The sequence below is a fragment of the Ignavibacteriota bacterium genome (assembly GCA_016713565.1).
Classification (GTDB): Bacteria; Bacteroidota; Ignavibacteria; order Ignavibacteriales; family Melioribacteraceae.
On record JADJOX010000008.1, the window covers coordinates 835,350 to 858,515 of the forward strand.

A 23,166-nucleotide genomic window follows, 5' to 3' on the forward strand; every position below is an offset into this window, starting at 1 on the left:
TGAGATAAATACAATTATTTGAGCAATAACATTTTCTTTGTTACAACGTTATTATTTGAAGTTAATCTATAAATATATGTACCGCTTGCCAATTTTGAAGCATCAAAACTATATTCAAAAGAACCGGCTTTTAAAGTTTTGTTATTGATAATTGTTGCAACTTCTCTACCCAAAATATCATAAATTTTTAAATCAACAACAGCTTGTTCCGGTAAACCAAATTTAATTGTTGTTGTTGGGTTAAATGGATTTGGATAGTTTTGGTCAACAAAGAATTTTGATGGAATTACATTTTCAACACCAACAAGAATATCATTAACAAAAGTAACGGTAAATGTATCCATGCTAGAAGCTGACTTTGAATTTGCATCTAGAACCAATACTGTCCAACTAAAAGTTATAGAATCTGCACCAGCCATTAAACCTAATATATCGGTTGCGCTGACTGTTAAATGCGGTTCTACTGATTGAGCTGAAAAAACTTCAGGCAATACAACAAATTGATATCCGATAACATCATTATTTAAGTCTGTTGCGGCTTCCCAGCCAACGTTAAATGTTTCTGCTGAATCTGTAATGGATATTGTTGAGTTGTTCGCAGGTGTTAACAATGCAAAATAGGGAAGTGGACCAACCTGAACGTTTGCAGTAATATCTGCATAGTTTAAGAAAGTTATCTGATATCCGTCGTTATAAACTGCGGCGGCTGATGTAAACTGAGTAGAAACACCAACTGCACTAATTGGCCAAACGGGTTCAGCACCTTCGTCAACATCGGTATCCTTATCAACTCTTCCGATAATTGTTGTACCGTGACCAGTCCATAATGTTAAATTTGCGTTACTTCCGGCAGCAGGCCAAGCAGGCGAATCGCCGGTTTTTGCAATACCTTCTATTTTAATTAAAGTTCCTTCCAATGCTTCTGCATTTGCAAGATACTGATCAATTGTAACTACTTTTGGAATAACAATTCTTCCTGAATCGACTTTTACAACATCAAGAGCAGGACTCGTAACTTCAATTTCATTCAATCCTCTATATTGGGCAACTTTTCCAGTTGCTAAAACTCTATCTCCAACTTTTAAATCCGCAGGAGCAGGGTTTCCGCTTGAAAATAATTGAATTCCACCTGTTGGATCTTGAATGAAAATTTGCATGCTGTTTGCGTCCAATGATTTATTACGTACAACACCGGAAACTGTAACAGTTTGTCCAAGCATATCAGGAATATCATCTCCGCTTTCGTCTCCTTTTGCTTCACCAATTGCGTAAAGATTATCTACATCCATTCTATCCAAAACAACTAATGGAACAACATCTGTAGCCGGAATACCTGAATAAACAATTTCCAAATCTGAATCATCGTCTAAGTTACCTAAACTAACAACGTCATATCGGCCACCGCTTTGAAAAAGAAGTTCGTCAATTCTTGAAACGTAATAACTTGCTGGGTCGGTTATACTTCCGCCTTGATATTCAAGTCTGTAAATAGCTGCGTTAGGTGATCCGCCTCTTGTTCCAAACACATAATCTAAATTCCCGTCGGAATCTAAATCTCCGGCATCTCCGCCGTATAATCTGCCGCCGGCACCAACATATGGAGTAAGATTAGCAATTTCAGTTGTTGTTAAAACACCATTAGCAAATTGTAATAAAAATGTTTTTGGTGCAGATGAACCATATCCGTTTACAATTACTTCATTTGTACCATCTTTATCAATGTCAACTGTAACTGATGATTTCCATGAACCGGTTGGAACGCCAGCTGCAACCGCAGGTAACGAAGTATATTTTCCATTAGAATAAACTACAGGAACTACATTACCGCCGTCTTGAATTAAAAGAATTACACTATCAAGAACTGCTATATCATAAAAAATGGAACCGCCAACTGTAAGATTTGTATCCAATGCAGATTCTTCTAATGTAAAAGTTTCCGATCCGTCTCCATCATTTGGAATATTATCGACAGAAACAACACCAAATTTTTCATTACCGGCTCTACCGGCAAAAATCAATTCTTGCTGTCCGTCGCTATCGATATCATAAAGATGCCATCTGAACGGTCTCAAGTTGTAATTAGGTTCGTCGTTTATTGTCCACATTGCATTTGGTTTGTATGTGCCGTCTCCATTATCAATTCCCATAACATCGGAACCGTCACCTTTTGATTCAAATACAATTATTCTTGGATAAATTGAATCACCGGCTCCAGAATTATTTACTGGTCCCCAGATTATTTCCATATTACCATCAGAATCCCAATCTCCATATGTAAATGCCGGCCAAGTATTTTGTGCTTCCAAAGGTAATCTTGTCGACCAGACTACTTCCCATCCTGAACCGCTATTTTCATATTTATAAATTCTTGGAATCCAATCTAAGCCTGCAAGATCAGACCAGTCATTATTGACTGCATAAATTTCTTTTAAACCATCGCTGTCGAAATCAACTCCTGAAATTGCGCCGCCCCAACCACCGACATCAAGAGTATCGTTGGGAATTATAGCACTTCTAACAAAAATATCTGTTTGCGCAAATTGTACAGAAGTGAATAATAAAGTTGAAATAATGAGAAATGTATTTCTTAATTTTCTCATTTTGCCTCCTTTTTTTGTGAATGTATAGGTTATTTTATAAGTATCATTTTATTTGATAATGTTTTTTCACCAACCTGTAGCTGATAAATGTAAGTTCCTGAAACCAAGTTAGATGCATCAAATGTAATTTTGTAGCTGCCTTTATTCAAATTTTTATTTTTTATTAAATTTGTAACTAATTCTCCGGTAATGTTATAAATTTTTAAAGAAATGTCTGACTGTTTATTCAATGAAAATTCAACGGTTGTTGTTGGATTGAATGGATTTGGATAATTTTGTTTCAATTCAATTTGTTCAGGAATTAGTTGTTCATTTACTTTAATATCTGTTATTGTAAGCTCAATTGTCGGTAAAGTACCGCTATATACCCATTTATCAACTGTCCAGCCATACCATGATTGTGTATAAACATTTAAATTCTCATCAAAATCAACGGCATAATTGGATGTATATCCCGAAGCCAAGTTGCCCGGGTTATGGTTATTATATCTTCCTTCAATTTGGAAATTCCATTTTGCCGCGTCAATTGTGTCAAGTACTTCGCCTGTGTTTGGGTTTGCGATGTAAATTCTTCCATATGAATAACCTCTGTTATCGCCGGAAACAAAACTTGCATCGTGTGCAACAAACAATAAATTCTTTTCTCGCATGTATTGTATACCGAATGGACCGACTTTTAAAGGTCCGCTTGTCGTATCAGCAGTAATTACCTCACCGGCAACTTCAAATTTGAAATCATCTAATAAAGTATATCCACTAATAGGATCCCCAACATAACAATATATTTTATTTTCATCCCAATTACCTACATAGAGTACTGTACCATCACTATTTGCAGTAATTCCTCTTGGTGAGCCAATATCGGGAAGTGAAAATTCTTGTAAAATTTTTCCTTGTTTACCATTTGTCACCCATTTCGGTGTTGCGTCAGGGTTTTCAAGTATTAATACCGATCCGGCTTTTGTTGAATCACCGGTTTTGGTTACATAAATCCTTCCGTTATCATCAACGTCAATTGCCCAAATATATGCGTTTACTTTATATCGTTGTGGATAGGTATAGATGCTGTCGGTTTTGAGTTCAAAAACAAGAATACTATTGCTTATTGAATCATTGTTTGGAACATAAATTAAATTTCCTTTTGACGCAATATCATTTGCATCAAAAAGATATTCCTGATCAAAACCGCTTATCCATTTTGTTTTATTATCTACTAATTGATAAGGAACATTTCCCAACCTGCCTGTATTTTTACCTGCATTTCTAAAACCAACTAAGTAATGTGCGTTTGCACTTCCTCTGTTTACTAAAGCTACAAAAGCATCTTCTTCAACAGCAGCAACAGAAATTACATTATAACCTATGCTGTTTGAAGAATCAGGACTATCTGAAGTAACATATTCAACAGACCAGTCACCATCAAAAGTTTGTGAAATTACAAGATTGGACAATAATAAAAGATAAGACAATAAAAGCGTAGCTTTTTTTATCATTTTTTCTCCTTGTTGTGTTCAGAAATTCAAAATTTAAGATAAAAAAATGTAATAAAGAAAATCAAGATAAAATGAACAACCATGTAAGATTTTTAAAGATACTAAAATTATTGTGGGATAAAAATATTTTTTATTAATTTTGCTTGAAATTTCTACATTTTTCTATTTCTTTATAAAAAAAAAACATTTTTATTCGATTATTTTCTTGCATTAAATGGATAAGTGACTTATTTTAGATTTATGAAAATTTCATCAAAAATATTTATTGCAATTCTTTTTATCATTTCAACTACTATAGGCGGAACCTTAATCGATTCATTCGTTGCTAAAAGCAATGGTGACACAATCACTTTAACATGGCAGACAATTGTAGAGGAAAATGTTAAGGAATTTGAAATTCTAAGAGGAAAAGATAAAGATAATCTTTCTCCAATTGCTGTTATAAATGCAAAAGGAAACAACTCAATTTATTCTTATGTTGATGAAAATGCATACAAAAGTTCCGGAGCATTTTATGCTTACGGATTGGTCTTGGTTGATTATTCAGGCAACAGATCTGAAGTTGTAATGAATACACAAGTTATTCATGACAATGTTTCAAGCGTAAAAAGAACTTGGGGAAGTATTAAAGCTCTATTCCGTTAATCCGCAAATTTTTCATTTCTATGTTTAATTTCAAAGCTCCACTTTATTTAGCTTCTACATCGCCAAGAAGAAAAAAAATGCTGCATTCTTTGGGAATTGATTTCATTCAATTAAATGTTGATCATGAAGAAAAAATTAATGAAAAAGATTCTCCACTTAAAAACGTAAAACGACTGGCTGAAGAAAAATGTATTAAAGCCGCTGAAAATATAAAAAATGGATTAGTAATTTCTGCCGATACAATTGTTGTTTTAGATGATAAAATTATTGGAAAACCAATTGATCAAAAAGACGCCAAAAGAATTTTGCGAAAATTAAGCGGAAAAACCCACTTTGTTTATACCGGCTTTGCAATTTTCAATGTCGAGTCAAATAAAATTTATGTCGATTATGAAAAAACAAAAGTTATTTTTTATAAGCTTACTGAACAAAAAATAGATGATTATATTAAAACCGGAAGTCCAATGGACAAAGCCGGAGCTTACGGCATTCAAGATGATTTTGGGTCATTATTTGTAAAAAAAATTGACGGATGTTATAATAACGTTATGGGATTTCCAATAGCAAAAATCTTTCAATCACTAGAAAAATATAATTTGATTGCGTAAACATTTCAAAAATATTATTCTCGTTTTATCAATATCACTTTTTGTTTATATCATTCTTGCAATTTATTCCGACGTCGATCTTGTTTATAAAGAATTTATAAATTTCCCAATATCAAAAATTATTACGGCATTATTAATTGCGATTGGCATTTTAATTTTTAAATTTTTTAGATGGAATTATTTACTGAAATTGAAAAGTATTAAAATTGACTTAATAAGTTCTGTTCAAATATTTTGTACCGGACTAATAATGAGCGTATCGCCTGGTAAATTTGGAGAATTAATAAAATCGTATTTCCTTAAAGATAAATTCAATATTGAATATAGTTTATCTGTTCCGGTGATTATTGCTGAAAGATTCAGCGAATTTTTTACACTGTTGATTTTGGAATCATTGATCTTAATTTTAATATTTAAAAATTTTTCAATGATCTTGTTAATTTTAATAGCCGCAATTATTGTTTTAATATTAGCTGCAAACCGCACTTTTTTCTCGAAAATTGTTTTATTGTTCTCACAAATAAAGTTTCTTAAGATTGACAAAAGTAAGTCAGATGCAATAATTGATTCTCGTAAATTATTATTTAATCCTACAGTTATTGCGTATAGTTTTTTTTCGTGGTTATTAGAATTCTTTTGTTTTTACATAATTCTAAGTAATTTTATAACAGATATTTTTGTCCTTGAGGCAGTTTCTTCATACGCAATTGCTATTATTTTCGGATCAATTACAATGCTGCCGGGAGGTATTGGAACAACAGAAAGTTCGTTAGCATATTTATTGGTCAACAACGGCTTAAATTTGAACTATTCGGTTGTAACCACAATATTTATAAGAATTTTAACATTATGGATTCCTGTGCTAATTGGATTCGCAAGTTTAACCATTTATTGGAAAAAAAATAAAATTCATTTATAAAATTTTAATTAACTTGATTTTTGAAATATTACGGTATATTATAAATTTAATAAATAATTAAATTGGAGGATAAAATGAGTGATGAAAATGGAATGAGCAAAGGGCTTATTTTAGGATTGTTAACCGGTACAATAATCGGCTCTGTTTTAGGTTTGTTATTTGCTCCAAAATCCGGTCGTGAATTAAGAGGTGATTTAAAAGAAAAATCAGAAGATTTTTTAAATGGAGCTGAAGATTACCTTGAACAAGCAAAAGGAAAAGCAAATTCTTTGATCAACGATGGAAAAAAAAAATCAGAAAAACTTATTTCTGACGCTAAAGAAAAAGTAGATAATTTATTGGCAGAAGCTGAAAAAATAGTTAATGATGCAAAATTAAAAACAAAAGATATGGTAGACTCGAGTAAAGATAAATTGGAAAAAGAAAGCGATAAATTAAAAAGCGCTATTAAAGCCGGAGTTGAAACTTATAAGACTGAAAGAGAATCATAAAGTATGTCAGTCGTAGATGTTTTACTAAGTATTCTAATCGTTATTGCAATAATAGTTGGGATCTATTTAATATTTGCATTAAGAAAAGTTATTAATACTTTATTTCAGGTACAAAAAGATCTTAGTAACTTAAACGATAGGCTTGAGCCAATTTTGAATAACCTTACAATAATTACAGATAAAATTGTAAATATTAGCGAGGAAACGGAAAAAGGAATATCAGATATTAGTAATACAATTCAAAATGTTAGAAATACATTTTCGAAATTTTCTTTTAAAGGCATTAACAGTTTTGAAATAAATCCCGCAAAAGATTTATTTAGAAATTTACGTGCTTTTTCAAGAGGGTTTTCTGCATTTTGGAAAAAACTTAATAATTAACTTGCTGAACAATTAAATACAAAATTTGGAGGCATTTTGGGTGCTTTTACTCCTGATGCAATTAGAAATATTGCATTCGTTGGTCATGGCGGAAGCGGAAAAACTTCCCTATCAGAATTTTTACTTTATACTGCCGGTGAAATTAACAGAATTGGTACAATTGCTGAGGGTAACACAACATCAGATTTTAATCAAAATGAAATTGAAAGACAAATTTCCATAGCCGCTTCTGCATTACATTTTATTTGGAAAAACACAAAAATTAATTTATTAGATGCTCCTGGTTATTCGGATTTTATTGGAGCTGTAAAAGCAAGTCTGCACGTCGTTGATACCGCAATCGTTGTTTTAAAAGGAATGGAAGGTGTTGAAGTTGGAACTGAATCAGCATGGGAATATATTCAAAAATTGGAATTGCCTGCTGCTGTAATGGTTAACAAATTGGATAATGAACATTCAAACTTTGAAAGAACTGTTCAAATAGCCAAAGACAGATTAAGTCACGATATTACGGTGGTTAGCTTTCCGGCAAATGAAGGAGTTAATTTCAATTCAATAATTGACATAATTAAAATGAAGAAATTAACGTTCGGTGATGCAAAATCTAAAAAAGTAACCGAAGAAGAAATACCCGCAAATTTTAAAGAAAAAGCCGAAAAATTAAGAGAAGAATTATTAGAAAAAGTTGCAGAATCAACCGAAGAATTGATGAATAAATTTTTTGAAGAAGGTACTTTAAGTGATGAAGATTTTTCAAAAGGTTTAAAGAGTGCAATTATTTCAAGAAGTTTAATCCCATTATTTGCGGTTTCATCTGAAAAAGGAGTTGGACTTTCTGACTTTACTGATTTTGTAGTTGAATTTTTACCTGCTCCATGTGATAGAAAACCTGTTCACGCTAAAAAAGTAGATTCAGATAAAACAGTTGAAATTAAGTGTGATCCTAATGGAGAACCTGCCTTATTGGTTTTTAAATCTCTTTCTGAAGCTCATGTTGGTGAACTTTCGGTATTTAAAGTTTACTCCGGAAAATTATCTCCTGGTTTGGACCTTTTTAATGAAGAAAGAAATAAACCGGAAAGATTAGGACAGCTTTTTATTTTAAATGGACACAATAGAACGGAAGTAAACGAATTGCTCGCCGGAGATATTGGCGCCGTTGTAAAATTAAAAGATACACACACAAATAATACTTTATGCAGCAAAGAATTGGGAATAATTCTTCCTCATATTGAATTTCCTTCACCTGTAATACGCGGCGCGGTAATTCCAAAAGCAAAAGGTGACGAAGATAAAATTTCATCCGGTCTGCATACAGTACATGAAGAAGATCCTACATTGCAGGTTAAATTTGATCCCGAATTATCACAGACTATTATTTCCGGTCAAGGAGAACTGCAGTTAAATCTTGCAACAAAACTTTTAAAGGATAGATACAAAGTTGAAGTTGACCTTGTAGAACCAAGAATTCCTTACAGAGAAACTGTACGCGGAGTTTGTGAAAGCTCAGAATATAAACATAAAAAACAATCAGGCGGAAGAGGGCAGTTCGGTCACGTATTCCTTAAAGTTGAACCTTTACCTCAAGGCGGCGGATTTGAATTTGTAGACGCAATTGTTGGCGGTGTTATTCCTGGAAGATTTATTCCTGGTGTTGAAAAAGGAATTAGAGAAATATTGGATAAAGGAATTTTAACAGGCAGTAAGGTTGTTGATGTTAAAGTAACTTTATTTGATGGTAATTTCCATAACGTAGATTCAGATGAAGTTTCGTTTAAAATTGCAGGATCCCAAGCGTTCAAAAAGGGATTTTTGGCGGCAAATCCCGTTATTCTTGAACCGATTTACGATTTGATGATTAAAGTACCTGAAGAATTTATGGGCGATGTTATGGGCGATATTTCAAGTAGAAGAGGAAAAATAATAGGTATGGATTCTGAAGGTCCTTTCCAAATAATTAAGGCTAAAGTTCCTTTAGCTGATCTGTACAAATATTCTACCCAATTAAGAAGTTTGACTTCAGGCAGAGGCATTCACAGTAGGGAATTTTCTCATTATGAACCTGTTCCGAAAGATGTTGAAGCAAAAATTATTGAAGAATATAATAAATCTAAACAAGAAGAATAGTTAAATCTTTATTTTAATTTCAAGAGGTTGTTTTTGATCAAAGAACAGCCTCTTTTATTAAGTGAGAATTATTTTGGAAAAATTGTGGTCGCCTTGGCGTTCAAATTATATTAACTCTTTTAAAAATGCTAAAGATGATGACGGCTGTGTTTTTTGCGGAGTTGAAAATCATAATTTGGAAAGTGATGACTGCTTACTCGTTCATAAAGGAAAATTGTGCTTTGTTATGCTGAATCTTTATCCGTATAACAACGGTCACTTAATGATAATCCCCTACAGACATTTGTCTGATTATACCGAACTTACAGAAGAAGAACTAAAAGAAATTACCTATCTGAATAAAATTTCAATAATTTCTCTAAGAAATTTAATTTCACCCCAGGGTTTTAATTTTGGTGCAAATATTGGGAAAGCCGCCGGCGCGGGAATTCATACACATCTACATTTTCATCTTGTGCCTAGGTGGAATGGAGATACTAATTTTATGCCTGTGCTCGGCGAAGTAAAGATTATTAGTCAAGATTTACTTGAACTTAAAAATAATTTGATCAAAGAATTTAAAAAAAAATTATAGAAATTTACTAAAGGGAATGATGAGCATCGAAAAAGAATTTGAAAATCTGCAGCCTAAAATGGTAAATGCCTTAAACGATATTTTAGGAAAACCATTTAAAGTTTTAGATGATGGATTTGTAAGAGTTGTTGACTATATGGGTTCGGATCAATCTATTGTTCAAGCTGCGCGAGTTTCTTATGGCGCGGGAACTAAACAAGTTAGTCAGGATAGAGGATTGATACGATATTTGATGCGTCATTATCATTCAACTCCATTTGAAATGTGTGAAATTAAATTTCATGTACGCGTTCCAATGGATACTTGGCGTCAATGGATAAGACACAGAACCGCAAACGTTAATGAATATTCAACCAGATACTCAATTGCAATCGATCAATTTTCTAAAACAAATGAAAATGATTGGAGACTCCAATCAACATCAAACAAACAAGGAAGCGAAGGATTTTTATCTGCTGAAGATGGAAGAGAACTTTCTTTAGAAGAGAATAAACTTCACAGCGAAATTTGGAATATTTATAATAGCCGAATTGAAAAAGGAATTGCCAGGGAACAAGCCCGAAAGGATTTGCCTCTTTCAACTTACACAGAAGCTTACTGGAAAATTGACCTACATAATTTATTGCATTTCCTCCGCTTAAGAATGGATAAGCACGCTCAATTAGAAATTAGAAGATATGCCGAAACAATTGGCAATGAAATTGTAAAAAAATGGGTTCCGCTTGCTTGGGAAGCGTTTGAAGATTACCGTTTAAATTCGCAATCTTTTTCGGGAATTGAACTTGAATTGCTTGGATTGATCTCAAATAATAAAAATGAGCAGGCAGTTTTGAAAGCTAAAGAAGCCGGATGGCTGAATGTGAAAAACGGAAAAATTATAAGCAATATGGAACGTTGGGAATTTGAAGAGAAATTGAAAAAGCTTGAATTAAAAGCGCCGTGGTAGATTCAAAAAAAAGATTAAAAAAAATATTAATTGCAGCGGTATCTAAGAATGGAATTATTGGAAACGAAGGGAAAATTCCATGGCATTCCAAAGAAGAATTAAATCATTTTAAAAATACTACATTAAATTCTACAGTAATTTTCGGCAGAAAAACTTTTTTAAGTCTTAAGAGACCATTGAAAAATAGAACCAATATTATAATTTCAAGAACACATAAACTAAATTCAACAAAAGATATATTGGTTTTTCCAAGCCTTAAAAACGCTTACCGTTATTTAATAAAAAAAGAAACTGATAAAGTATTTATTTGCGGAGGTTATCAATTATACAGATCATCTTTAAAAAGTTTAGACGAAATGATAATTACTGAAATGAAATTAACAATCGAAGGCGATACAAAATTTCCCAAACTTAACTATTCAAATTGGAATTTGGTAAAAGTAAATAAATACAAAGAATTTGACGTAAAATTTTATCAACGAAAAAAGATTCAATAATTTGGTATTTTTATACTGTAAAAAAAAGATCTATGAAAAATAACGTCATAAATATATTGCCGGATTTCATCGCAAATAAAATTGCCGCCGGCGAAGTTGTTCAAAGACCCGAATCCGTTTTAAAAGAATTAATGGAAAACTCCATTGATGCCGGCGCTAAAAATATTGAAGTATTTATTAAAAGAGCCGGTTCTGTTCTTGTGCAGGTAATTGATGACGGAATTGGTATGAATGAAAAGGACGCTGTATTAAGTATAAAAAGACACGCGACCAGTAAAATAAATTCGATTGAAGATCTTAATAATATCAACACATTTGGTTTTCGAGGCGAAGCTTTAAGTTCAATTGCCGCCGTTAGTATTTTTGAACTAAAAACCGAAATGAAGGAAAATGAAATCGGAGTTTTCGTAAAAGTTGAAAACGATGAGTTGAAAATTGAAAAAGGAAGTTTTCCAAAAGGCACTTCAATTTCCGTAAAAAATTTATTTTATAATACACCCGCCAGAAGAAATTTTTTAAAATCATACGCAACGGAACTGAAACATTTATTAGATACATTTAAAAAGATATCTCTCAGTAACCCTTCTATTGGTTTTAAGTTATGGAATGATGACGAAATGATTTTTGATTTTAAAATATCAGATTTGGATGAAAGAATGTCTGCGGTTTTTGCTGATAATATTTTAGACGGCGTAATTAAAGTGGAAGAGATTACTGAATTCATAACAGTAAAAGGTTATGTTTCAAAACCGACTTATTTAACCAAAAGTAAAAGCGACCAATATCTTTATATAAATAAAAGATTTGTTGTTAATAAATCGATAAATCACGCCGTTTTTAATGCTTATGATGATCTTTTGGAAAAAGGAGATTATCCGTTTTTCGTTCTTTTTATTGATTTGGATCCGAAGAAAATTGACGTAAATGTCCATCCTTCAAAGCTGGAAGTAAAATTTGAAAATGAAAAGGATATTTATAATTTCATTAGAGCCGTTGTAAAAAAAGGATTAGGACAATATGATTTAATTCCAAACATTGAATTGGGAGAAAAAAACAGCGGTACTTTTATTAAAAATAATTATGAAAATCCGAGCAATAAAAATGATTTTAGCGATCGACCGGCATTTATTACACAAACGGGATTTAAAAATGAAAAACCAAAGACATACAGCGATTCGGAAATTGATTTATTGTTTAACTCACTAAACACAAATATAAAAAATTCAGTTATCATTGAAAATTCCGATCATCCGTTTGAAGAAAAAATTCAGCAGGTTTATCATTCTCCATCAAGTTCAAACACAGATGATCTTCCGAAAGGAGATACGACTTTTATTGTAGCTCTTCATAATAAATATATTTTAACACCAATAAAAACCGGACTAATGATAATTGACGCTCACGTTGCGCATGAAAGAATTTTGTATGAAAAGGCAATAAACTCATTTGAAGCGAACTTACCTTTTACGCAGCAGCTTCTTTTTGCTCAAACAATTCAGCTTGATCCGGCAGATTATTTATTGGTTAAGGAACTTGAACCTCATTTAATAAAATTAGGTTTTGCGTTAAAATTCTTTTCAAAAAATGTTATTGTAATTGAAGGAGTTCCTTCGGATATAAATGTAGGTTCGGAGGTTGAAACATTTTTAGATATTCTGAACGAATATAAAACAAACGAAATTGAAAAACATTTAGAACAGAAAGATAACTTAGCAAAATCATTTTCTTGCAAAGCTGCAATTAAAGCCGGTGATAAACTTAATGAAAGGGAAATGAGGATTTTAATAGATCAGCTTTTTGCAACTTCAATGCCGTATGTATGTCCTCATGGCAGACCAGTTATTGTTAAAATTCCATTAACTGAATTTGACAAAAGATTCGGAAGAACTTAAACAGTCAAAATTTTACTGCTTCAATTAATTCCATAATTTATTATTTTTTATACAAAAGCTGAAAGGAAATTACTTTGGATAAAAATTTTTCAGACGCAAAGTTAAAATTTGAAAATAATTTTAACGAAGCTAAAAAAGTCAATTATAAATACACAACCGTTTCGGGAGAAAAAATAAATCCGCTTTATACTCCGGAAGATATTGAAAATCATAATTTTATTGATAGTATAGGTTTTCCCGGGCAATATCCTTATACACGAGGAATTCATTCGACCGGATACAGAGGTAAATTATGGACAATGAGGCAGTTTGCTGGATTTGGCTCGCCGGAAGACACGAACGAAAGATTCAAGTATTTACTTTCCCATGGTCAAACCGGATTGTCAGTTGCGTTCGATTTACCAACTTTAATGGGTTATGACTCAGATCATGAAATGAGCATTGGCGAAGTTGGTATTTGCGGAGTTGCCGTTTCTTCGCTAAAAGATATGGAAATTTTATTTGATGGAATTCCATTGGAAAAAGTTTCTACATCAATGACAATAAATTCGCCCGCGGCAATTATTTACGCTTTTTATCTTGCAGTTGCAAAGCAGCAGGGACTAAAATTCGATCAATTAAGAGGCACACTTCAAAACGATATTCTAAAAGAATATATTGCGCAAAAGGAATTTATTTTTCCGCCAAAACCTTCCATGAGAATTATTACGGACATGATAGAATTTTCAGCAAAAGAAGTACCGCAATTCAATCCGGTTTCAGTCAGCGGATATCATATTAGAGAAGCCGGAGCAACTGCGGCGCAAGAATTAGCTTATACTTTAGCTGATGGATTTGCGTATATTGAAGACGCTCTTGAAAGAGGCATGGACATTGATGAATTCGCGCCGCGAATTTCTTTTTTCTTTAATTCGCATTTGGATTTTTTTGAAGAAATTGCAAAATATAGAGCGGCAAGAAGAATTTATGCAAGACACATGAAGGAAAAGTATAAAGCTAAAAATCCTCGCTCTTGGTGGTTAAGATTCCACACACAAACTGCGGGCTGTACTTTAACCGCACAGCAGCCGGAAAATAATATAGTGCGAACCGCACTTCAAGCATTGTCTGCTGTTTTAGGCGGTACACAATCTCTTCACACAAATTCTATGGATGAAACTCTTGCGCTGCCGAGTGAAAAAGCCGTTAAAATTGCCTTAAGAACTCAACAAATTTTGGCTTATGAAACCGGAGTTATAAATACCGTTGATCCTTTAGGCGGAAGTTATTTTATTGAATCTTTGACGGATAAAATGGAAGAAGACGCGGAAAAAATATTTAAAGAAATTGAATCTTTGGGCGGAGTAATTAACGCAATTGACGCCGGTTATTTTCAAAAAGAAATTTCGCAAAGCGCTTATAAGTATCAAATTGAATTGGATAAAAAAGAAAAAGTAATTGTTGGGGTAAATGAATTTGTTGAGAAAGATGAAAAAATTGATATTCCAATTTTACAAATTTCAGAAGAAGTTGAGCAGAAGCAAAAAGAAAGACTAATAAAATTAAAAGAACAACGAAATAAGATTAAAGTAGAAGAATGCTTAAATGAACTTGATCATGCCGCAAGGAATAATATAAATCTTATGCCAGTTCTCGTTAAATCCGCTGAAAATTATGTAACTTTGGGAGAAATGATTGAAGTGTTAAAGGTTCCTTTTGGAATTTACGAAGAAGCAATTGTATTTTAATTTATGAATTTCAGATTTAACATATTACTTATCATTATGAGTTTATTTGTTTTAAAGTGTTCAACTAATGAAGTAACAAAATCAGAGATAGAAGAAATATCCAAAATTAAAAATGATTTGGAATTGAATGTTGAGAAAACATATTGCTGGATAAATTCAATGCCCGGTTCTCAGCCGAAATTTCATATCAGCGGAAAGTTTGCCATTCCTAAAAGTGACAATGCAGATATAGCAGATATAAAATTAATGTATGTCAAAGTTTTTCAAGATTCGAAGGAAATTTACTATATTCAACCGAAAATTATTCAGAACTTAGCAAATAATTCTCTTGAAATAACTTATTCTACAATTCAAGGATTATTGGTAAAAAGAGAATTGAATAAAAAAAATAAATTAACCGTTGAGTTGATATTTAGTTTAAATGATAATGAATATAAATATTTTATACAGAACGTAATTATTGAAGAGGCGCTTTAGAAATGACATACGAATTTTTAGGATTAATTTTCCTGCTTGTGTTAAGCGGATTTTTTTCATCTGCTGAACTTGCGTTTATTGTATCTAATAAACTTAAAATTGAATTATTGGCTCGTAAAAAAAATATCGCCGCAAAATATGCTTTTAATTTTATAAACAATCCGCAGACATTTTTCTCAACAATTTTAATTTCAAACAATGTTGTTAATATTGCCTTTGCGTCACTCATTACAATTTTCCTTACAAAAATCAATTTCAGCGAAGCGAGTGTTCTTTTAATTTCAACATTACTTCTTTTAATTTTTGGTGAAATGATTCCAAAATATATTGGTCGCGAACTTTCTGATTTTTTACTTTTAATGGCCTCAATTCCGCTAAAGATAATATCAATAGTTCTTTATCCATTTGTGAAATTAACAGATTCAATTTCTTTATTGCTTACAAGAAACAATGATGTCTCAGGAGAAGTTGCTGAAATTATTCACAAAGATGAAATTCATTCATTAATAGTTGAAGGTTCTGAAGTTGGTAAGGTTGATGAAGAAGATTCGGATATAATTAAAAATATAATTGATTTAGCCGAACAAAAAGTTTATGAAGCAATGACGCCCAGAACTGAAATAGTCGGTGTAAGCATTGATCTTCCGATTAATGAAGTTATAGAAGTTTTTATAGAATCCGGTTATTCTAAACTTCAAGTATATGAAGATAATTTGGATAATATTAAAGGCGTAATAAATGTATTTGATATGTTCAATAATCCAAAAAATCTCGAATCGATTTTAAGGGAAGTTTTATTTGTACCTGAGACCAAAAAAAGTCTGGATATGCTGAGCGAATTTTTGGAAAAAAGAATATCATTTACCGTTGTTGTTGATGAATTTGGCGGAACAGCCGGAATATTAACTGTTGAAGATCTTATTGAGGAAATGTTTGGTGAAATCCGCGATGAGTATGATGAAGATCCCGATGTTTGTAAAAAGATTGACGATAAGACTTTTGTATTGAGCGGAAGAATTGAAATTGACGGATTGAATGAAGAATACGAATTGGATATTCCGGAAGGTGATTATGAAACAATTGCCGGATTTATCACTTCACATATAGGTAGAATTCCGGTGAAAGGTGAAAAAATTAAAATCGAAAATTTTGATTTTGTAATTCTGCATTCTACCAAAATTAAAATAAATTTGGTAAAAATGTTTGTAATTCCAAAACCGAAAGAAAATATATTATAAAAAAAAGCGAATCTTTCGATTCGCTTTTTAGTCTTACAAAACGTGTTTCCACCAATAATAGTATTTATTTTCAAGTTCGGTTTCAGAAGGCATTGGGAAAAATTTTAATTCTTCACCTTTTGCAAACCAAAATCCGTGTCGTAAAAATTTATATGAAATTTCCTTTAATAAACTTCCTAAACTTATAGTTTTTGTAGTCTTTTCCGGCTTCTTTAAAAGTTCATCAACGCAGTTATAAAATCTGTATGGATTAACGCCCGGTAAATCAATGGTAAAAATTTCTTTGTTTTTATTGAATTCAAAGAAATGCTGAATATTGAAATCAATTTGAGTAAAGCATATTTTCGGAGCGCCTTTGGATTTTGTTTGCGTAGTTATAAATTTGCCAAAATCTCTTTGATCTTTATTTGAGGCAACCAAAGTTTCAAGAGGAGTTATTTCCTGATAAATTCTTATCATTCCGGGTTGATTATAAGCCGTATAATTAGCCGGTTCTATCGGCAAAACCTTTCCGTTTATTGTGCAGAGAAAAAGTCTTTTAATTGCCGAAAGTTCAATGTGTTCCAAAACATTATATGAAGAAATGAATTTGGTTTTTTTAGGCAATCCTTCTTCATCCGGAACAGTTAAAGCTAAATATTTGTCAATTTCGAAATATTCATTTCTAAAATTTATATCGATCTCCGCAAATATTACTTTACCGCTGGAATGCTTTGCGCTTCCCATCGTATAATGTTCTCCAAATTTTTCCGGTTCCAATTGTGATGCAACTAAGGCATTAATTGGAAAAATGATCATGTATAAATGTTTTTCATATTCTGGCATTACATCTCTCCATATTTAATTATAATCAAAATAAAATTATCAAATGAATTAGTTTAATTCAAGATTTTGAATTTTAACTTTTGGACAAATTTAAACTTTATTCGCATTATTATTTAATTTAATCACATTCGTTATACTGAAAATTAAAATTGCAACCCCAATCCATTGAACAAAATTTAAAATATTATTGTGCAAAATATATTCCAAAATTATGGCAGTCATTGGAAAAGCCAATTCCAAAATTGTTGATGAAGATGCCGTAATGTTTTTTAAACCGTAATAATATAAAAATATTGCCGGTCCGCCGGTTGAAAACGCAATTAGTAAAAATATCCACCATTGTTTAGTTGATACAAGACTTATAGAACTTAATTCTCCAAATGTTATAACAAAAACGATCATAATAATGCTTGAAATTCCGAAACGCAAATAAGTACCCAATTCAAAATTGACATTCTTCAAAGCCCTTTTGCTTAAAACCGTAGAAAATCCAAAACTAAATGCTGCAAATACTGAATACAAAGCAGCCAACAAATTTTTATTGTCCATATTGAGTTCAGGAATTTTAAATCCGAAAGTCATGATATATGTGCCGATAATTGCTAGAGTCGCCCAATAAAAGAATTTTGCCGATAGTTTTTCTTTTAGAATAACTGCAGCTAAAGTTAACGCAAAAATAGGCTGTAATTTTTGGATTAATATTACGATTGAAAGGTTGACAAAATTAACATAAAAAAGAGCCTTAGTAATGCATAAGCTGCCAAGCGCGCCGCCAAATAAAGCAACTCCGAAAAAAGACAGCCAATCTGCTGTTTGTAATTTTTTCAATGTAATAAAATTTTTGAATAATAGCGGAGAAAGATATATTGCGGTTATTGTGCTTTCAATAAAGACTACCAACACAACCGGCAGCGTATATAATTCGGGTCTTAAAACTATTCCGTCAAATCCCCAAAGCATTGCGGCAATAATAATAAAGAGGGGCGCGAGTTTGTTCATAAAAAATTATTTCTAAAAAGTTAGTGACAAATATATCTAAAAATGCGGAATAATTTTTAGGCAAAGTAAGATTGGATATATAATATAATGTTAAAAAAAAGATTAAAATTTAGCATGATCCCGCAAGATTTTTAATGAAAATTTCAAGCGGGATCAGAAATTTAATAATTATGAGCGTTTGCTTCTGTCAACTGCTTTTAAAATTTTAAGATTGAGAACAATAAATCTAAAAAATTGGATTATTTTATTATTCATCATTTTTTCGTCTTGTTTTGTTATTTCCATATCAGCTCCATTATTCGGGAATAATTTTCCAGCCAATTCTGGCTCTTAATTTGTGCATAAAAGTTGTATGTATCATTCTTTTCATCCAAGCGCCTGCAAGACCCATTTCCATATGTGTAACAAACAGATCTCGTCCCTGGTCATTTGGGAATTTTCTTACATCGGGAACGACAGGGTAGATCATGATTGTAGCAGCTGAACCATCCCACAGGGAATCACCCATTGACGCAATACAAGCAGCAGCCATATCGCTCATTCTTTCATGGTGAGTCATTCGACCGCGTTCAATCAAATCAATAATGTTCTTTGCAATTATTCTTCCAATAATACCGGAAACCATTCCAGTTCTTGGCGGCGCTGCTGTTATTGCGGTTCCGTTTTTTGTTGTGTGCGGTTTTGAAATCGGTCCGGGAGGAGCAAAAGCAATTCCTCCGGCAAAAATATTTTTATAATTTTTATTTTGATAAACCGCAGGCCAAGCATCCGGATTTTCAGATAATACATCCCAAGTTAAACCATAAATTCCATCGACTAAAATAAATCCGGCAGGATTAGCAATTTTGGCTGAAATATCTTCTCCGTCTTTACCAACATATTTAAAAGGCTGACCTAAAAATTGAGGAACTAGCATTGCAAAGTCATAATTTGTTTCGCCGAAATCTCCGTTGTAATCTTCCCAATAGATAGATTTTTCATTTACTTCCTTGGCTCCTCTTTGAACTTGAACTTCAAATCCGTTTTGTTTAAAGACTGCGCCAATAAAATCCTCACTCGAAACAACATTTCCTTTGTATTTAGCTTGAACGCCTCTTACTCCAAAGTCACCTAAAGCTCTTTCGTTAGAAAAATAAATCATCTCGGCTTTGTCTCTAATTCCTTTTTTTACCAAATCTTTGTGAATATTTGTTATATATTCAAGCGCAGCTCCTTGGCAGGTAGCTCCCGGATGTCCTGTGCCAACTACAATTTTTTGTTTTTCTCCTTTTTTCATTTTTTCAACAATTTCGAGATACTTATCTCTTGATGCAACTGCATGATCTAATGTGCAGATTGAATATGTAAATCCTTTGGGACCAAGTCCTTTTGTTCCTTCAAAATTTAATTTTGGACCGGTAGAAATAATTAAATAATCATATTCTAATTTTTTTTGATTATTTGTACCTTCTTCTTCTGCAATTACAAACTGAGAATCCGCGTGAATTTCTGTGGCTTTGCCGTGAATGAATTTAACATTTAATTTGTCATATACAGGTTTTAAGGGAAATGTAGTTTTTTCTGGGGCCATATGTCCAATACCCACCCAAACCCATGAAGGAATATAGGCAAAATAGTCTTGCCTGTTAATAACAGTTATTTCATGATTTTGACCTAAAGCATCACCAAGATAAAGAGCAGCAGTATGTCCGGCAAATCCGGCTCCGATTATTACAACCTTTGCCATTGGAACTCCATTGTTATTTGATAAAAATCATCCTAAAGAAGGCGTGAATCGTTATTTAATTTATATTAAAAATTCTAGGATAATCTAACATTAAGTAAGAACTGCTTTCGTTAAAATATATTTTTTATTCAAAACAAAAAAGATATTTTATACGATAAAAGGTTTTTCAGTAAAAATATTTACTCACAAAAATATCTTAAAAAAGTTAAATTATTGTCTGAATAAAATGGATATTGAAATTCAGTCTACTATATTAAATAAATCAAATATTGATAAGATAACCGCGATTTGGGCTTTTAGCGAAGCCGCATTAGGTGGAATTTTACATCTATTGAAAATCCCGTTTACTGGTTTGTTTGTTGGAAGTGCAGCGGTAATTTTTATCTCTTTAATAGCATATTTCTCAAATTCACGAAAAATAATTTTCGAATCTGTAATAAAAGTTATTTTGGTGAAATTTGTCGTTAGTCCGTATACACCGCTTAACGCTTACTTTGCAGTAATGTTTCAATGTTTGCTAGGATATATTTTATTCTTTAATGGATTTAACAAAATCTCTCCTATTATTTTGGGATTATTTGCATTACTGTTTTCAGCCTTTCAAAAGGTTTTTGTATTAACAATTATTTTTGGCATGACGCTTTGGGAATCAATTGACGTATTTTTCAAATTTGTTGTTAATGCATTTGGTGCGGATTCACTTGGAATTGAAAAAATTAATGTTAGTTATGTTATTGTAGGGACATATACTTTCATTCATATAATAGGCGGACTTGCAGCAGGAATATATGCGTCGAAACTGCCTAAAAGAATATCATTACAAAATGCCGATGACATAAATTTAATGAACTTGGAAATAAATGATTTTCTAAACAGCGGAATTTCCAAAAAGGAAAAAAGAACTTGGTGGAAAAAAAGGTTCTACATTTCAATTTTTATTTTTTCAGTAATGCTAATTGTTTTATCATATTTATTTAAAGAAGTTGATCAAACCATTACAGCCAAAGTAATTATTATGTTGTTTCGTTCCATTTTAATTATCGTTGTTTGGTATTATTTTATTTCGCCGCTTATGTTAAAATTCTTAAACAAATATTTAGCGAAAAGAAAAAAATATCAAGCTGCCGAAATTGAAAACATTATTTCCATTTTCCCAAATATTAAAGCGATCATAAAATATTCGTGGAGCGAATCTGAAAATATAAAAGGTATAAAAAGAATATTAATTTTTATGGATAAAGTTCTAATACATTATTTATTGTTTGAGAAATATTATCAAAACGAATATAATTTTTGTAATAAGGGATTATTTACTTGACGCGGTTTTAAAATCGTTTAATTTAAATGAAAACGAAATTGAGATTATGAATTTATAAGTTTTGTTTGAATTAATAATTAGATGTATTAAAATTTACTTTATTTGAAATTTTAATTTTTATTAATTTCGAATAAGTATTTATTTCCAAATAATATAGATTTATTATTTAATTTTGACAATTGATAAATAATGAGGGAAGAATGTGGAAATGGAATATTGAAAATGAAGATTATCTTTCCAAAAGTATTGAAAGATGCAGAAACCAAAAAATAATTTTACCCACTTTTTATCAGCTGAAACATCCGTCGGAAATTCCGCAGCATATTCAAAATGAATTAAAGAACATTGACTTACAGGAACTTCATCCATTAAATTTATTCAGAATAAATTGGCGAAATGATCCTGAAACAAAAACGATTGGAGATATTAATTATTTAGAAATACCTAAAGAAATAACCGGAATTAAAGCAAGAATAATTGGGTTGGTTGGAAAATTTTTTCCGACTGGCGCACACAAGGTTGGTGCAACTTACGGCTGCTTAGCGCCGTATTTAGTAACCGGAAGATTCAACCCTGAATATCACAAAGCGGTTTGGCCTTCAACAGGGAATTATTGCCGCGGCGGAGTATTCAATTCTAACTTGCTTTCAGTTCACTCGGTTGCAATTTTGCCAGAAGAAATGAGCAAAGAAAGATTTGACTGGCTTCGTGAACGAACTGATGAAGTTTATGCTACTCCGGGTTGCGAAAGTAATGTAAAGGAAATTTATGATAAATGTCATGAACTTGAGGCAAAAAGCAATGAATATTTGATCTTCAATCAATTTGATCAATTCGGTAATTCAATCTGGCATTATGAAATTACAGGATACACTATTGAACAGCTTTACAATCAAATTAAAAATAAAGATCAAAGATTAAGCGGATATGTAAGCGCTACTGGTTCTGCGGGAACAATTGCCGCTGGAGATTACTTAAGGAATATAAATCCTCATATAAAAGTTTTAGCTTCTGAAGCATTGCAATGTCCGACTTTATTAATGAACGGATTTGGGGGACACAGAATCGAAGGTATTGGCGATAAACATGTTCCTTGGGTTCACAATGTAAGAAACACTGATTTTGTGGCTGCTATTGACGATGAAGATCCCATGAGAGTTTTACGTCTCTTCAATGAATTGGAAGGGAAGGAATTTTTAAGTAAACTCGGCGCTGATAAGAAAGTTGTTGATAAATTAAGTTATATGGGAATATCATCCATCAGTAATTTATTGAGTTCTATAAAGCTTGCTAAGTATAATGAATTTAATGAAAATGATATTATATTTACCGTTTTTACCGATTCTAAAGAAATGTATAATTCCAGATTAATTGAATTGAACGAACAATACGGCATATACTCGGAAAATCAAGCTAACTTAGATTGGTACGGATCAATTAAAAAGCAAAATATTGATCATATAAAAGAACTTAATTATTATGATAAAAAGTCAATACATAATTTGAAATATTTTACTTGGGTTGAACAACAGGGAAAAACTGTTGATGAATTAAATGCTCAATGGTATGATGAAAATTATTGGAATGAAAGATTCAGTATTGTTCCAACTTGGGATAAACTCATTGAAGAATTTAACTCTAAAACCGGAGTTAGTGTTTGAAATAAATTTATCAAATATGTCA

Annotated in this window: 20 protein-coding genes; 15 read left to right on the plus strand and 5 right to left on the minus strand. The window is 31.9% G+C overall.

Annotated elements, in window-relative coordinates; genetic code table 11:
- Positions 1-14 precede the first annotated feature (14 nt).
- Both IPK06_18310 and IPK06_18315 read right to left on the minus strand, forming a co-directional pair.
- Positions 15-2,600 (minus strand): T9SS type A sorting domain-containing protein, encoded by a 2,586-nt coding sequence (locus IPK06_18310; GenBank protein MBK7981921.1) that lies wholly within the window; start codon positions 2,598-2,600, stop codon positions 15-17.
- A 29-nt stretch (positions 2,601-2,629) separates the two neighbouring features.
- Entirely contained in the window at positions 2,630-4,093 is a 1,464-nt protein-coding gene (locus tag IPK06_18315; protein MBK7981922.1) for a T9SS type A sorting domain-containing protein, read from the minus strand.
- Positions 4,094-4,333: 240 nt separating this feature from the next.
- Between IPK06_18315 and IPK06_18320 the strand changes: the two genes are divergently transcribed.
- From IPK06_18320 to IPK06_18380, 13 genes are all read left to right on the plus strand, one after another.
- The gene (locus tag IPK06_18320; GenBank protein MBK7981923.1) at positions 4,334-4,738 is read left to right on the plus strand and encodes a hypothetical protein; all 405 of its coding nucleotides are present in this window, start codon (positions 4,334-4,336) and stop codon (positions 4,736-4,738) included.
- Positions 4,739-4,758: 20 nt separating this feature from the next.
- On the plus strand, positions 4,759-5,346 hold the full coding sequence (maf, locus tag IPK06_18325; protein MBK7981924.1) for a septum formation protein Maf: 588 nt from the start codon (positions 4,759-4,761) through the stop codon (positions 5,344-5,346).
- Positions 5,339-6,265: a flippase-like domain-containing protein gene (locus IPK06_18330; protein ID MBK7981925.1), complete on the plus strand. Its 927-nt coding sequence runs from the start codon at positions 5,339-5,341 to the stop codon at positions 6,263-6,265. The genes maf and IPK06_18330 overlap by 8 nt, the downstream gene beginning before the upstream one ends.
- A 74-nt stretch (positions 6,266-6,339) precedes the next feature.
- Positions 6,340-6,756: a YtxH domain-containing protein gene (locus IPK06_18335; protein ID MBK7981926.1), complete on the plus strand. Its 417-nt coding sequence runs from the start codon at positions 6,340-6,342 to the stop codon at positions 6,754-6,756.
- 3 nt (positions 6,757-6,759) lie between these two features.
- Positions 6,760-7,137 (plus strand): hypothetical protein, encoded by a 378-nt coding sequence (locus tag IPK06_18340; protein ID MBK7981927.1) that lies wholly within the window; start codon positions 6,760-6,762, stop codon positions 7,135-7,137.
- 36 nt (positions 7,138-7,173) lie between these two features.
- On the plus strand, positions 7,174-9,264 hold the full coding sequence (fusA, locus tag IPK06_18345) for an elongation factor G (protein MBK7981928.1): 2,091 nt from the start codon (positions 7,174-7,176) through the stop codon (positions 9,262-9,264).
- A gap of 73 nt (positions 9,265-9,337) precedes the next feature.
- Positions 9,338-9,838 carry an HIT domain-containing protein gene (locus tag IPK06_18350; GenBank protein ID MBK7981929.1) on the plus strand — a complete coding sequence of 167 codons (501 nt, stop codon included), beginning with the start codon at positions 9,338-9,340 and terminating at the stop codon, positions 9,836-9,838.
- 19 nt (positions 9,839-9,857) lie between these two features.
- Positions 9,858-10,784 carry an FAD-dependent thymidylate synthase gene (locus IPK06_18355; protein ID MBK7981930.1) on the plus strand — a complete coding sequence of 309 codons (927 nt, stop codon included), beginning with the start codon at positions 9,858-9,860 and terminating at the stop codon, positions 10,782-10,784.
- Positions 10,778-11,281: a dihydrofolate reductase gene (locus tag IPK06_18360; protein MBK7981931.1), complete on the plus strand. Its 504-nt coding sequence runs from the start codon at positions 10,778-10,780 to the stop codon at positions 11,279-11,281. Before IPK06_18355 ends, IPK06_18360 begins: the two co-directional genes overlap by 7 nt.
- A gap of 32 nt (positions 11,282-11,313) precedes the next feature.
- Positions 11,314-13,173 (plus strand): DNA mismatch repair endonuclease MutL, encoded by a 1,860-nt coding sequence (mutL, locus tag IPK06_18365; protein ID MBK7981932.1) that lies wholly within the window; start codon positions 11,314-11,316, stop codon positions 13,171-13,173.
- Positions 13,174-13,247: 74 nt separating this feature from the next.
- Positions 13,248-14,900, plus strand: coding sequence for a methylmalonyl-CoA mutase family protein (locus tag IPK06_18370; GenBank protein MBK7981933.1), 1,653 nt, complete (start codon positions 13,248-13,250; stop codon positions 14,898-14,900).
- A 36-nt stretch (positions 14,901-14,936) separates the two neighbouring features.
- Positions 14,937-15,377, plus strand: a complete 441-nt coding sequence (locus IPK06_18375; GenBank protein ID MBK7981934.1) for a hypothetical protein — start codon at positions 14,937-14,939, stop codon at positions 15,375-15,377.
- Positions 15,378-15,379: 2 nt separating this feature from the next.
- Positions 15,380-16,615: an HlyC/CorC family transporter gene (locus tag IPK06_18380; GenBank protein ID MBK7981935.1), complete on the plus strand. Its 1,236-nt coding sequence runs from the start codon at positions 15,380-15,382 to the stop codon at positions 16,613-16,615.
- A gap of 33 nt (positions 16,616-16,648) precedes the next feature.
- Here the strand turns inward: IPK06_18380 and IPK06_18385 are convergent, their stop codons facing one another.
- The 3 genes from IPK06_18385 to IPK06_18395 form a co-directional block, all read right to left on the minus strand.
- Positions 16,649-17,440 (minus strand): hypothetical protein, encoded by a 792-nt coding sequence (locus tag IPK06_18385; protein MBK7981936.1) that lies wholly within the window; start codon positions 17,438-17,440, stop codon positions 16,649-16,651.
- A gap of 90 nt (positions 17,441-17,530) precedes the next feature.
- Entirely contained in the window at positions 17,531-18,439 is a 909-nt protein-coding gene (locus IPK06_18390; protein ID MBK7981937.1) for a DMT family transporter, read from the minus strand.
- 295 nt (positions 18,440-18,734) lie between these two features.
- Positions 18,735-20,165: an FAD-dependent oxidoreductase gene (locus tag IPK06_18395; protein MBK7981938.1), complete on the minus strand. Its 1,431-nt coding sequence runs from the start codon at positions 20,163-20,165 to the stop codon at positions 18,735-18,737.
- A 226-nt stretch (positions 20,166-20,391) separates the two neighbouring features.
- Between IPK06_18395 and IPK06_18400 the strand changes: the two genes are divergently transcribed.
- On the plus strand, positions 20,392-21,483 hold the full coding sequence (locus IPK06_18400) for a hypothetical protein (GenBank protein ID MBK7981939.1): 1,092 nt from the start codon (positions 20,392-20,394) through the stop codon (positions 21,481-21,483).
- Between the two features lie 200 nt (positions 21,484-21,683).
- Positions 21,684-23,144, plus strand: coding sequence for a pyridoxal-phosphate dependent enzyme (locus tag IPK06_18405; protein ID MBK7981940.1), 1,461 nt, complete (start codon positions 21,684-21,686; stop codon positions 23,142-23,144).
- Positions 23,145-23,166 lie beyond the last annotated feature (22 nt).